The sequence below is a fragment of the Wolbachia endosymbiont of Drosophila barbarae genome, assembly GCF_044752445.1.
Classification (GTDB): domain Bacteria; phylum Pseudomonadota; class Alphaproteobacteria; order Rickettsiales; family Anaplasmataceae; genus Wolbachia; species Wolbachia pipientis.
On sequence record NZ_JBIXJM010000212.1, the window covers coordinates 1 to 14,455 of the forward strand.

Consider the following 14,455-nt stretch of genomic DNA (forward strand, 5'->3'; position numbering starts at 1 on the left):
CAATTTGATGCATCATTCTTTTTGTAAAAAACATTCCACACTTTCTCTCCACTTTTTCTGGGTAAGGTCACTTTTCCACTGATCATATTTAATCGCCATAACTTTACTCCTACTTTAACAATATTTTAATTATCATATATTATGGCAAGAAAGTCAACCCTACCTAATTTTGCTTAGTAAGCACACTAACTATGAAACAATCTATATTACCATCAAAAACAGAATTTATATTGCCCACTTCATGTCCGGTTCTTAAATCCTTCACCATTTGATATGGATGCATAACGTACGATCTGATCTGATTACCCCAGCCTATATCGCATTTTTTACCATACTCTTCAGCCATTTTCTGTTCTTTTTTTTCCAGTTCAATTTGGTATAAACGTCCTTTAAGTAATTTTAACGCCTCATCTTTATTTCTATGTTGAGAACGACCATTTTGGCATTGAACTACAACACCAGTTGGAATATGCGTAATGCGTACTGCACTTTCAGTTTTGTTCACATGCTGACCGCCTGCTCCAGAAGCTCGGTAGGTGTCGATCTTTAGATCCTTTTCATCCACAGCAATATCAATTGAATCTTCGATCACTGGAGTTACTTCTACACTTGCAAAACTGGTATGACGTTTACCATTTGCATCAAATGGCGATATTCTAACCAGCCTGTGAATTCCACTTTCACTTTTTGCCCACCCATAAGCTTTTTCTCCAACGATTTTTATCATTGCAGACTTTATACCAACTGACTCTCCTTCTAATTTTTCTACAACTTCAACTTTAAAGTTGTGATAAATTTCTGCCCACCTTATATACATGCGCATCAGCATTTCAGCCCAATCATTGCTCTCGGTTCCGCCAGCTCCTGAGTGGATTTCTAAAAAGCAGTTATTATTATCTGCTTCACCAGTAAATAAGGACTCTGTTTCTTTATACTTGATTAATTTCTCTAGCTTAGCTAATTCATTTTCAACTTCAGAGAAAAATTCTTCATCATTTTCATCAATAGCAGACTTCATTAAGCTGATGGCATCGTTGTAATCGCTTTCCAGCTTTAAAAACGACTCTACGTCATTCTTAATTTTAGAACGTTCTTTTAAAACTTCTTGTGCTTTTTGGTTATCTTGCCATAGGTCATCATTCGACGCTTGGGAGTCAAGCTCTTCAAGACGCAACTTTAATTTTTCTATGTCAAAGACACCTCCTGATAAGAGAAATACTTTTATTTAAGCTTTGAAAGTGTTCAAGAATTTCTGGATAAGTTTTCATTATACTTTAGATTTTAATATATTTACTATCAATAACAATAACAGTAAACAAAATAGAAATTTAACCATATGATAGTTAATTTAAATAATTTCATTATACTTTAATGTTTAAGGAAATCAAGCGCGTATATTTATTAAAAAACAAGGTAAAGTAATGAATATTGAAATAAGTTCCCATTATGGTTTAGACAAAAAGGCTATTGATGACTTAATAGAGTCACTTGATAACGAGGAGCTAGAGAATGTTCGTAATATTGTAAAAACGATAGACAGTGTTCAGTTAGCTTATTTTTTATCTACTTCGATCAGTGATCACAGGGAGAAATTAGTTAATATCCTCGATCAACATTTGTTAAGTGATGCCCTAGTGCATGTAGTGCCAGGTTTACAAATAGAGATCATAGAAACATTGGGAATAGAAAATACAGCAAAGTTACTAATGCTCCTTGATGTAGAAGATATAGTAACCATAGTGAAAGATTTAGATAGAAAGTCTGTAGAAAATATACTTTACTATTTGCCCAGCAAAACTCAGAAATCGGTAGAGGAGTTGCTATCATATCCAGAAGAAAGTGCAGGAAGGTTAATACATAAAGATATGGTTATAGCTCCATATTATTGGACAATAAATCAACTGACAGAATTTGTGTGCAACTATAAAAAAATACCAGAAAAATTTCACCAGATATTCATTATCAACTCAAAATTAGAGCCTATAGGCAGTGTTAATTTAAATAAGGTAATATCTCACTCAGGAGACACAATAATAAAAGAGATAATGGATCATGACATAAAAATCATTAAAACTGGAATAGACCAAGAGGAAGTAGCAAGAATATTTAAAGATTACTCTCTATTATCGGCTCCGGTAGTAAATAAGAATGGTAAAATTATTGGTGTGATCTTAATTGAAGATGTGATAAAAGTTGTTCAACAAGAAACAGAAGAGGATGTACTCAAAATAAGCGGTGTATCTTCTAAAGCCGATATAAATGCCCCTATACATAAAACTATAATTAAAAGGCTACCTTGGTTACTGTTTAACCTCTTAGCTGCAACAATGTGTTCCATAGTAGTTGGCTTTTTCGATGATGTAATAAAAAGTTTTATAGTGCTGCCAATAATCATGCCGATAATTGCATCAATGAGCGGAAATGCAGGATCCCAAACAGTAACGCTAACCATCCGGGCAATCGCAACAAAATATCTAACTGAGCAAAATGCAAAAAGAATACTGATGAAAGAATTTTTAATAGGTCTTATAAACGGGGTGATCTTATCTACTATTTCATTAGTAGTGTTAGCAATAAGGTTTCACAACTTCAAAGTGGAGATGATTTTTGTGGTCTCCATGATTATGATGTCAATTATTGCAACGTTCATCGGAACTTTCATTCCTATAATGCTTCACCGTTTAAAGTCTGACCCTGCAGTTTCTTCTTCAATCCTAACATCGGCAACAACTGATATTCTCTCAGCTTTTATATTTCTTGGTTTAACTACGATCTTTTTATTAAATAGCTAATACTATCTATAGCTATACCGCCGCGAACCGTCATGCCGCGATTCATTCGCGGTATCTCTTAGCATAGATCCCGCTAACAAGTAGCGGGATGACGAGAAAGGGGCTACTTGGATGACATTCTTCCTGGTGTGCCCAAATCACAATGTTCGTACATCTGTGGATTTATTCGCGGTATAGATTCCGCTAACGAGTAGCGGAATGACGGTTTTTCAAATTGTCGTAAGTCAGTTTAGCTATAATATCAAATTTTACCAACTATTTCTTTCTATTAAATAAGAATAAATTGCCTATACAAAAATAGATTGGCAATATTTCAAGTCTGCCAAGCAGCATTAAAAACGATAGAAATAATTTTACTTCATTACTGAAAGAGGAATAATTACCCGAAGGACCTATTAAATTACTAAATCCCGGGCCAGAGTTTGTAAGCGTTGCAGAGACTGAACTGATGCTAGTTATAAAGTCTGCATTGCTTAAGTAAGACATCACTATTGATGAAATGGTAAACGTTAACATGAAAATTGCAAAAAATATAAAGACAGAGTGAACTTCATCATTCTCCAGGGTTTTTCCATTGAATTTTACTCCATTGTCTGCATCAGGGTTTAATAAAAGGTAAAAGTAATTTCTTATAGACCTTAAAAGAACAATCAAGCGGAAGATTTTGACACCACCACTTGAAGAACCACTACATCCACCAACAAAGGTGAGAAAAAAAGCTAAGACTGAAATGAAACTCCAATCTATATGATTACAGATTGCATAACCAGTTGACGTAATCAAGGAAGTGATGGTAAATGTGCTGCATCTAAATGATAATGACACTCCTAAATCAACATTTTTATACAACCAAAAACAAGCAAATAAAGATGAGATAGTAGCTATCTTAACAAAGTAAGAGACTTGCTCATCATAGCAAATGTCTAATCGTCTTATAATTTTTAAATAGCTAAGAAAAGGCAGAGAACCCAAAATCATAAAAATGATCGTTATGACTTCTAACATAGGGTTATTGTAGTGCCCTATAGAATCATTATAGTTAGCAAATCCGCCAGTTGATACAGCGGACATTCCGTGACATATTGCATCAAACAGTGGCATACCAGCTAGATAATAGGAAGATATACATAACAAAATTAGGCCATAATATATTGCCGTAACATGAATTACTACGCTTCGCGTATTCGGCAACTTCCTTTTGGTAGCATCTGAATATTCAGAATAAAGTAAATTATTTAGGCTGAGAACCTTAAACATGGAAAAAACTGCAATTCCTAAAGTGATTACACCAAAACCCTCCATGCCATGTAGCATTGCTCTCCATAGCAGTATTCCTGGAGATTGTTTTTCAATATCATTAAATATAGTTGCTCCTGTGGTTGTGATGCCAGATATCGTTTCAAACAATGCATCAACATAGCTCAGATTATCAAAATAGAAAGGAATAGCTGCAAACAGAGACAAGGCAATCCAGGTGCAACTAGTAATCGCAAAAATTGCTGGCATTCCATGCAATCTACTTAATTTACCGAGTAAAATAAAAATTGCGCCAGATGTGCAGGTAATTATGAATCCAGCGAGGAAATTTTTCCATTCGTAGCTGAGATACTTATTGGTAATAGCAGGAATAAGCATTGCTAAGCTAAACAGCAATAGGAATATTCCCACAATAAATACAATTGAACGCAAATTTTGTAAACGTTGATGATTTTTCATAGAGTTACTTCCTCGCTATACAAAGCCATAAAAGCTACTCTAACGTCAAGCATTTTGTTGGCCTTTATTAACAGTTATTAACAATATACTTGATTTACTTGTAAATATGTGTGATAATTAAATTTTTATTAGAGGTAAGATATAGTTGAATTAACTGATGCACAAGAAGAAATTCTAGGTTCATTAAGACAGGCAGTCAGGAATGACAATTTTCAAGAAGTCCAGAACGTACTCGACAATAAGGAACATAAGGATATACAAGCAGTTTTGAGCCACGAGGGGACTCTGACTAGTGACAAAGGTACCATTTTAAATGATGTTATTGACTGTTCTAATGCTAGCGTTAGCACTAAAGTAGGGATCATTGAACTAATTTGGCAGAAAGCTAATAAAGAAACTCGTGATTTTTTGTGTTGTCGTGCAATAGATAGTTTTCAAGGATTTGGCCTTTATAACATACCTGCTCTTAAAACAGTTATTCAAGAAATGGAAGAGTGCAAGATGGGAATTCTTGATATGGCACTAAGACATGCAATAAAAAGCCTTGATGTTAATCAAGTTAAAGCAGCATTAGAGAATTGTGGTGAAAATGCAGCAAGGGTTTTAGAGCGATATGTATATTGGGATGATGGAAGCGTAGATGCCCTTTTAGTTTATCCTCTGCTGGTTAACTATGATAGAGAATTGAACCAAGAAGATGTGAAAAAGATAAAAGAAAGCTTTAAATTAATGTTTGATGCTGCTTCTCCAGGGCTCCTTGGGTTCGAGCCCAATGGAAATAACTATGTAATGGATAAACTTACATGTGCACAAAAACGTTTTGCTAAAATACCTGGAGCAGGTGAGCAATGCTTTCAAGATTTGATTCAAGAATTTGAGGAAAAACTTAGTAAAAATGAACTAGATAATGCCAAGATTAATGATCAGATAGCATGGGATAAAGAGTATGCGACTTGATTTTCACAAGAAATCAATCAGGATCCGTCTGAGAATGATGATCTTAACTTTATAGATGACACTGATCTAGATCAAAACACCGTAAACTCTGCACCAACTGCAGACAACAAAACCCCAGAAAAAAACGATACAAACTTCTGGAGTGAACACAAAGGGAAGATCGCTCTGGGCGTTGTTGGACTATGCGTAGTTGGTGCTATTGCAGCCTATGTGCTGGCATATCCTGTAGTTGCATTAGTTTTAGAAGTTTTAGCAGTTTCAGCATTGGCTGTACTAGCTTATATTGGAGGAGTTTGTGAGAAATCAGAAAGCCCAAATACGAAAAGCTCGGACCCGGTTGTTTCTGGGGTGTTGCAACAACGCAGAACTGTCTAATTAGTAATCCATTGTCATCCCAGCGCGCCGCGCTGGGTCTGACTACGCTAGAACAAAGAATATAAAAGAAACGTTGCCGTCACGTTATATCATAAACCTTTGCTGAAGCTTTCTTTATATCTTCACTTGAAAGTGGAATTAGACCAAGCCTAGATAGGTACCCATCTTCAATGCCGATCGAATCTATAATTTCTTTTATGAATTCTCTTAATCCATCAACAGTATCCAGGTGTTCTTTCTTTATATAAAGGTATAGAGGTCTTGCTAATATATATTTTCCCGATGATATATTTTCGTAAGTTGGCTCAATTCCTGCAATTGTGCTCCCTTGTATTTTATCTTGATTTCTCATTAAAAAGCTAAAACTAAATATCCCTAAGGCGTTCTTGTTACTTTTCAATTTTTGTATTATTATGTTTTCATTAATTCCAACTTCTATATACCTTCCGTCATCCCTTATATTACCACATGCTTGCTTTCTTTCTTCCTGATCTTTATAATTCTCTTTGAAAATTCTCGAGTTCATGCATGAATATTGATCAAGCATAATAGAATTAACCAAAGTTTCGTATGTGCCTGTATTTTGATGTGGACCATAAATTTCAATTTCTGTTTTTGGTAAGGCTTGATTTACATCAGACCAAAACTTCTTATTATTTTTTACTAATTTATCATTTTCTTGAGAATATGCAGATAAAGTTTTAAATAAGTCCTTCTTTGTGAAATCAAATCTATGGCTTTGATTTGAATTTGCAATGACAATTCCATCATAGCCAATGATGATCTCTATCACTTCATTAATTTTATTTCTTTTACATAGTTCTCTTTCTACTTCCTTCATAGGGCGAGATGAAGTGGTGATGTCTGGCGTATCTTCCCCTATTCCTGAGCAAAACATTTTGAACCCTGATCCACTTCCTATTGATTCCACAACTGGAGTCTTAAAGGAGAATACACGGTTGAACTCTTCGGCTATAAACGAGATAAAAGGAAAAACAGTTGAAGATCCAACAATTCTGATGTATTTCCTGGCATCAGCATTTGATAGCGGCGTGAATAATACGAATACAAAAATCAGGAGAAAGTTTCTAAGCATTATTTTTAGTTAAGAACATAAATCTAATTATTATAACAAAAATCAAACTGAAAAGCTTTAATTGCATGACAAAAGCTACAGTTTACATTTAAATTTTATTTTATATTATTGTAAGTATTACACAACTTTAAGGGGCAATTATGGCAGTTATGCCAGATAAATGGATAAGAGAAAAAGCTGAAAATTTTGGAATGATAGAGCCTTTTGTGAATCACAAAAGCAGCAAAGGTGTTATATCTTTCGGACTATCATCTTATGGTTACGATGCAAGAGTGGATAATAAATTTAAAATTTTTACTAACGTTAATTCAGCTATCGTGGACCCTAAAAATTTTTCTGAGAATAGTTTTATAGATAAGGAAACAGATGTATGCATAATTCCACCAAATAGTTTCGTACTTGCAAGTACAGTGGAATATTTTCGTATACCAAGGAATGTACTGGTCATTTGTGTTGGTAAATCAACTTACGCAAGGTGTGGAATTATAGTAAACGTTACTCCCTTAGAACCTGGATGGGAAGGTCATGTCACACTCGAATTCTCAAACACCACTCCACTTCCTGCGAAAATTTACGCTAATGAAGGCGCATGCCAATTCGTATTTTTAAGCGGCGAAAGTGAATGCGAGAAATCATATGATGATATGAAAGGAAAATATATGAATCAGCATGGTATCACTTTGCCGCTGGTGAAGTGATTGCCATGAGAGTGGTAATTTTTCACTTCCGTACTTTTTCATTGTTGCTTACAATAATTATAGCTACACCATGTGCTTTTCTTAATTAAAAACTTCAATTATTAATTGTAAATTATTGAATTTGCTACTATTTAGTAGCAAATTGTCATCCAAGTGGCTGTAAAATGACAAATTCGTCATTCCGCTACTAGTTAGCGGAATCTATGCTAAGAGATACCGCGAATGAATTGCGGTATGACGGTTCGCGGCGGCATAACGATAAGCTCGTCATCCCGCTGCTTGTTAGCGGGATCTATCCGCTGCGGCATGACGTAGAGCCTACATTAGCTATAGAAACAAAAAGGAGGATCATTATGTCTACAATAATTTTATCATCAATTTTTGGTCAAGCAGGCAGCATTTTTGGGCCAATTGGCCGGATTATCGGCTCAGAACTCGGTGCTCTTCTTGGTGCACAGCTAGATGGGGCAATGTTTGGCCTTGATGCCGAGCAAAAAGTAACACATGGTGCGAGGCTAAAAAATCTGCAAGTTCAAACCTCAACCTACGGCAGAACGATCCCAATTATCTATGGCACTGCTCGTGTTGCAGGGAACATTATTTGGGCGCAGCCAATAAAAGAAGAGGCGATAACCACCAAAAGTAAAATTGAAAGAGGTATGAACGTTACATATAATTACTATGCAACGCTTGCAATTGCGATCTGCAAGGGGAAAGTAGAAAAATTAAACAGAATCTGGGCAGATACAACATCACTTAGCTTTGATGAAATAGATTATACTTTTTACAGCGGCAGAGAAGACCAAAATCCTGATCCATTTATGTCATCAATTGAAGGAGAGGGGAATGTGCCGGCTTATAGGGGAATATCTTACATAGTTATCAAGAATTTTCCTTTAGCAGACTATAACAATCGCGTCCCGATATTTACATTTGAAGTGCGAACTGCATTAAAACCCAGTGGATTTTCAATAGCAGAAAATATTCGGAATATCAATATAATACCAGGCTCAGGAGAGTTTGTATATGATACAAAAATACAGAAGAAAATCGCGCAAGAGAAAATAAGCAGCAACCAATATATCCCATATGGGCTGGCGCAAAGGGTAAATCACAACAACCACACTAAAAAGAGCGATGCAATGCTTTCTTTGGATCAATTAAAGGGAGATTTACCAAATGTTGAGTGGGTATCGGTAGTAGTCAATTGGTTTGTGAATGATCTGAACATTAAAGATTGTAAAATATACCCTGCAGTTGAATTTCAAGATGATTCCGCAATATTACCTGATGATTGGCAAGTAGGAAGTAGTACCAGAGATAATGCTCAGCTAATTTCAAAAGATGCGAGTGGAAACCCAAGATATGGTGGCACAGTTAGTGATGCAGCGCTAATAAGATATATAGAAGAGCTACACAGCAGAGGCTACAAGGTGATGCTCTATCCAATGCCCTTGCTTGACACAAAGAACAAAGAGTGGCGAGGAAAATTGAGCGGGACTCCTGGGGATATAAGTGATTTTTTTGAGAATCAATATAACAAATTTATAGAGCATTATGCAAGCATTGCCAAACAAACTAAAGTGGAAGGGTTTATCATCGGTTCTGAACTTGTGCGGCTTACCAAAATCAGGGATGAACAAGGGAATTACCCTGCCGTTATAGAGCTAGTTAAGCTTGCAAAGCGAATAAAACTTCAGCTTGGAAAAGAAGTAACGGTAACTTACGCTGCTGATTGGAGCGAATACCATTCATATGATGGTTGGTATAATATGGATGAGCTTTGGTCTTCAGAGTACATCGACGTTATTGGCATAGATGCTTATTTTCCACTGACTGATGGGCCAGAGCCTACTTTTGGTTATTCCGCGGAAGATGTAATGGGTGGTTGGAGCAGTGGAGTGGGGTATGATTATTTCTATGATTACTCAAAGGGTGAGCCTGAAAAAGTAAAGTATAACGACAGCAGGTATGCGTGGAAAAACATAGCAAAATGGTGGAGTGAAACTCACATAAATCCAGGTGGTAGTAAAACGAAATGGCAACCAAAAATGAAAAAAATATGGTTTACTGAATATGGATTTCCCAGTATGAACGGCTGCACTAATGAACCAAATGTGTTTGTTGACAAAGGCAGCATAGAGAGCAAATATCCACGATATTCAAACGGAGAGGTGAGCTTTCTTTCGCAAAAAATTGCAATTGAAGGAACGTTAAAAAAGTGGCAAAGCTCGGAAATGGTAGAAAAAATGTTTCTCTGGGCGTGGGATGCAAGGCCATTTCCTTACTTTCCCAATTTATGTGATATGTGGACTGAATGCCATAATTGGCAGACAGGACATTGGATTCAGGGAAAGCTTTCACAGCTTAATATTTCCGATGTTTTATCGGATCTGTTACAAAAAACAGGTTTAAAAAGCGATCAGTTCGATACAAGCAACGTCAAAGGGTTATTGTCTGGGTATGTGATAAATGACCAGCAATCGGTACGTTCAATTATTAAAATGCTGCAAAGTTGCTATTTTTTTGATGTGGTTGAACAGGACTCTAAACTGAAATTTGTCCAAAAGGGTAGGGGAGTTACGACTGGAATACCAATTGGTGAAATGGTTTTCAGTAACAATTCAAAACTTGTTAATATTAGTCAACTGGATTTAAACAATAAAGTTAACGTCGTTTATTTTAATCGAAATTTTGGCTATCCAATTGATGTTAAATATGCTGAGTTGCCAAAGCAAGGCACTGCTATAACAGTTGAAATACCGCTCATTATGGAGGAGGGAGAGGCGCAAAATATCGCTGAGGTTTTACTTTATTCTTCGTGGCAAGAGAGAAATATATACAATTTCAAGCTACCGATAAAATATGCGTGGCTTGTGCCAAGTGATGTAATAACGATTTTAGACAGTGAGAAAAAACATACGGTGAGAATTATAAAAACGAAATTCGAAAGCATGTCCATTCAAGTAAGTGGTGTTAGTTATGATCGCTCTATATATAAGCTCTCTTTTCCTTCAACAAGGTCACTTATGCTGAAGGAATACCCTCCTTCTCACATCAGTAAAACCATCATAGAAATGATAGATTTACCGCATGTTAAGGGTAATAGCGCAAGCTTTACTTTAATTAACGAAGAAAAGAATTGGAAAGGAGCAACACTCTTTATTTCGTACAACGATAAGGATTATAAGCCTATTGCAAGCACAAACAAGCAGTCTACTTACGGATATGTAATGGAATCTACCGACGAGGGGCTTATAGTAGTGTTACGTTTTGGTAAGCTGCCAAGCACGAGCCCAATTGCAAACTCAAATTTAGCACTGGTTGGAAAAGAGGTAATAAAATTCCAGAATGCTGAACTTATAGATAAAAATAAATATAAGCTTAGCAACCTAATCAGAGGACAAGAAGATACTAAAGAATATGATCATGCCACAGGTGAAAAATTTGTTCTACTTGATGATTCAATAATATCTTTCGAAGTGCAAATGGGGAAAAAGTTTTACCTAAAAGCAGTGACTTACGGTGACTCGCTGGAAAATACGGAAGTGAAAGTGATAAATTCATTTAGTAATTGAAATTTAATAAAGTAAGTGCTAGAATTAATATACAGGTATTAATGGTAGAGATATAACATGTCAAAGGAAATGGTCAATGCGTTGAAAGCTGAAGTGAAGAAGCTCAAATATGCTGATTTCAAAGCTAACACTTGGGACGAAGTAATTTCTGGTGAGGGAACATATAAGGATCTTAATAGAACACACGGCCTTGCTATTAACGGACAAAAAATAACTAACGAATTTATTAACAATCTGTATTCAAACCATAAAAATCTAATTCTACGGGATGAAAACGGAAAAGGGAATTATCGTCCATTTCTCAGACAAATTTTTACAGAAATGTTTAAACACGTTGGTGCAACAATTCCCAATAACTCTATTATTGAGGAGTTAATAAATAACTATTATCAGGGCGGATATACTCATTTTCTTTCTAATGATATGAATCAAGCTCTTGGATCTTTTCATTTGTCAACGCAAGGCAACTGTATGACAAGAGAGTATATTATGGATTGTCGTGAACCCAATTGTATAAAGCTTAGTTTTAGCATGAAATATACAAAAATGCTTAACTATGATGATTGTACATATATCGAAACACCAGGTTTTTGCAGTTCAGCGGAGTTTAAACTGAAATGTGAAGATAAAAATGTAACATATGAAGATGGTAAAGTACTTCTTACCATTCCTAAAGAGTTAGAGGACTATAAAGCTGGTGATGACGGTTTGTTTGATAAGCTTACTTATATTATAAATAAGCTTATTGAGTATTTCAAAAAACTTTGTGAGAAATTGGGCTTTGAGTTTGATACAAGAATAGAGTACGATCCTGAGCGTAATATAAAAATAGAGCATAATCTTGGTGAACCACTAAAGGTAGTAAGTGAGGCAAATGCATCTTCTGTTGAAGACTTAAAGCTTAAAGTGAATAATCAAAGATAAGGTATTGAAATTCAGGCTTTTCATGATTTTAGCTTAAGATTTCAGTGTCCGCTACTCGAATGACATCGTTTACTATGTAACATTGTACTTATACTAATGAAAAAAATACATTATAATTAAGCATATTTACCAATAAATCATTAAGTGAAAACAGCTCTTTCGCAAAATATCATCTCTCTTATTATGATATTGTCTGTAGCAATTGTCGATATGGCAACTGACCTATACTCAGTTGCACTACCAAGCATTGCCAATTATTTTAAAGTAGAAGGCAGTGTAGTGCAGCTTACAATTAGCTTAAATCTAGTTGGATTTGCGGTATCTGGCTTAATTTATGGTCCATTATCGGACCATTATGGTAGGCGTCCAATGATGCTGATTGGTATGACAATTTTTATTTTGGCAAGTGTCATGTGTTATATAGCCGACAGCATTGCGCTCTTGATACTAATTCGCTTCATACAAGGAACAGGGGCTGGTGTTGCAGGTGTTGTTGGGTATGCAGCAATAAGGGATATGTACTCGGGTAGTGAATACTCGAGAGTCATTTCAAAATTAAATATGGTTGTGGCACTCTCACCTGGAATAGCTCCAGTGGTGGGCAGTTATATAATTTCACATGGGTATAGTTGGAAATTTTTGTTTTTTATTATATCACTTGCAGCAATTGCTATACTTATTTTTATCTACTTTAAGTTACAAGAAACACTCACTGTAAATAAAAATGAAACCAGTATAACTAACATAACTACTAATATCTTCAAGCAATATATATCAATATTTAGAAATTATCGTTTCCTTGGGTTTTCAGCCATTCATGGATTAACTTTCATGTGGCTTTGGGCATACATTGCTAACTACCCGTTCATATTTGAATCGATGGGCATTGAAGTACAGTATTTTGGCTACCTCATATCGATCATAGTCATATTTTACATAATTGGAACTTTAATTAATAGAAGGTATGTACCAAAAGTAGGGGTTAGCAAAATGCTAATAATAGGTTTGGTGTTACCGATAATATCCGATAGTTTATTGGTATATTTTTATTTCGCGGACAAGTTAAATATATTAATTCTTCAAACTGTTTGGATTCCAGCCAATATCGGACTTGCATTAATAATAAGCAATAACGTAACTTCTGCTTTAGAAACGATCAAAGGTATAGGGCTTGGTAGTGCAGTCCTCTCATTCTGCAATATGATGTTTGGGGCTATTGGAATATATATAGTAGGAAAATTTTTTCGCTATGGTATTTTACCAAATTTACTATTAACAATAGCATGCTCTACAATTGTGATTCTTATGTACAGCCAGCTCAAATGTACTGAAAAACACAGGGAATAACCATTATTTGCGTGATCCAGAGCTCATGGGTTATTAATGACTTTATCATGATAATATAATTTTACAGGGGGTGAGAGCTCATAGATTATTAACGACTTTATCATAACAATATAGTTTTACAGGAGGTATGGGATGAGCAATTCAAACAGAGATATAAATGCTGAATTACGTAAGGCTGCTCTAGAAGGTAATATTGAGAAAGTAAAAAGTCTAATAAGTGAAGGAGCAGATGTTAATGTAGAAAATGATAAAGGAGAGACTCCTTTACATATTGCTGCTGTATGGGGCCATAAAGAGGTAGTAGAAGCTCTATTGGACAAAGGGGCAAATGTTAATGCAGAAGATGAAGAGGGAAACACTCCCTTAGTTTTAACTACTGACGAAGAAATAAAAACTCTATTACAAAGCACAGCTAAATTACTTGAGGTTGCTAAAAGCGGTAATATTCAGGAAGTAAACAGTCTAATAAGTGAAGGAGCAAAGGTTAATGTAAAAGATCAAGATAACAAGACTCCTCTACATTTGGCTGCTGAAAAGGGCCATAAAGAGGTAGTAGACGCCCTACTGAAAGTAAATGGAATCAATGTTAATGCAACAGATTGGTCGCAAAAGACTCCTTTACATTGGGCTGCTGTAGAGAGCCATAAAGAGGTAGTAGAAGCCCTACTGAAAATAAATGGGATCAATGTTAATGCAACAGATTGGTTGCAAGAAACTCCTTTACATTTAGCTGCTGTAAAGAACCATAAAGAGGTAGTAGACGCCCTATTGGGAAAAGATGGAATCAATGTTATAGCTCTTTCCATAAAAGTCCGGATGTGATAGGATAAGGGTAGATGATGATAAGGAGGTTGAATGCCAGCAGCATATAGTTATGATTTAAGAAAAAAAGCAATGGAAGCGCTAGACGAAGGAGAAAGCAGAGAAACAGTGGCAGCAAGATTTAAGATTGGACGAACTACTTTATGGGAG

General features: G+C 35.5%; 11 protein-coding genes. 8 read left to right on the plus strand and 3 right to left on the minus strand.

All coding sequences use genetic code 11. The annotated features are described in order from the left end of the window. Positions 1-163 precede the first annotated feature (163 nt). Positions 164-1,268, minus strand: a protein-coding gene (prfB, locus tag ACIPNH_RS04790) for a peptide chain release factor 2 (protein ID WP_400772001.1) whose coding sequence is annotated in 2 segments (ribosomal slippage) — positions 164-1,192 and positions 1,194-1,268 — 1,104 coding nt in all. Because the reading frame shifts where the segments join, the coding sequence is not laid out codon by codon here. 153 nt (positions 1,269-1,421) lie between these two features. Between prfB and mgtE the strand changes: the two genes are divergently transcribed. After that, positions 1,422-2,792: a magnesium transporter gene (gene mgtE / locus ACIPNH_RS04795; RefSeq protein WP_400772002.1), complete on the plus strand. Its 1,371-nt coding sequence runs from the start codon at positions 1,422-1,424 to the stop codon at positions 2,790-2,792. Between the two features lie 255 nt (positions 2,793-3,047). Here mgtE and ACIPNH_RS04800 read toward each other — a convergent pair whose 3' ends face one another. Next, complete coding sequence (locus ACIPNH_RS04800) at positions 3,048-4,508, minus strand: TrkH family potassium uptake protein (protein ID WP_400772004.1); 1,461 nt, start codon at positions 4,506-4,508, stop codon at positions 3,048-3,050. A 267-nt stretch (positions 4,509-4,775) separates the two neighbouring features. On the opposite strand from ACIPNH_RS04800, the gene ACIPNH_RS04805 reads away from it, so the two are divergent. Then, on the plus strand, positions 4,776-5,465 hold the full coding sequence (locus ACIPNH_RS04805; protein ID WP_400772005.1) for a hypothetical protein: 690 nt from the start codon (positions 4,776-4,778) through the stop codon (positions 5,463-5,465). Between the two features lie 454 nt (positions 5,466-5,919). Here ACIPNH_RS04805 and ACIPNH_RS04810 read toward each other — a convergent pair whose 3' ends face one another. Continuing rightward, on the minus strand, positions 5,920-6,936 hold the full coding sequence (locus ACIPNH_RS04810; protein WP_400772006.1) for a substrate-binding domain-containing protein: 1,017 nt from the start codon (positions 6,934-6,936) through the stop codon (positions 5,920-5,922). A 140-nt stretch (positions 6,937-7,076) separates the two neighbouring features. On the opposite strand from ACIPNH_RS04810, the gene dcd reads away from it, so the two are divergent. The 6 genes from dcd to ACIPNH_RS04840 form a co-directional block, all read left to right on the plus strand. After that, entirely contained in the window at positions 7,077-7,634 is a 558-nt protein-coding gene (gene dcd / locus ACIPNH_RS04815; RefSeq protein ID WP_006280485.1) for a dCTP deaminase, read from the plus strand. 353 nt (positions 7,635-7,987) lie between these two features. Next, a complete protein-coding gene (locus ACIPNH_RS04820; RefSeq protein WP_400772013.1) occupies positions 7,988-11,212 on the plus strand; it encodes a glycoside hydrolase/phage tail family protein in 3,225 nt (1,074 codons plus the stop codon). Positions 11,213-11,269: 57 nt separating this feature from the next. Beyond that, the gene (locus ACIPNH_RS04825) at positions 11,270-12,136 is read left to right on the plus strand and encodes a hypothetical protein (RefSeq protein ID WP_400772007.1); all 867 of its coding nucleotides are present in this window, start codon (positions 11,270-11,272) and stop codon (positions 12,134-12,136) included. Positions 12,137-12,319: 183 nt separating this feature from the next. Next, the gene (locus ACIPNH_RS04830; RefSeq protein ID WP_400772009.1) at positions 12,320-13,483 is read left to right on the plus strand and encodes a multidrug effflux MFS transporter; all 1,164 of its coding nucleotides are present in this window, start codon (positions 12,320-12,322) and stop codon (positions 13,481-13,483) included. A gap of 132 nt (positions 13,484-13,615) precedes the next feature. Then, complete coding sequence (locus ACIPNH_RS04835) at positions 13,616-14,305, plus strand: ankyrin repeat domain-containing protein (RefSeq protein WP_400772010.1); 690 nt, start codon at positions 13,616-13,618, stop codon at positions 14,303-14,305. Between the two features lie 33 nt (positions 14,306-14,338). Beyond that, a partial coding sequence (locus ACIPNH_RS04840; protein ID WP_400771409.1) for an IS630 transposase-related protein occupies positions 14,339-14,455 on the plus strand: 117 nt, incomplete at its 3' end.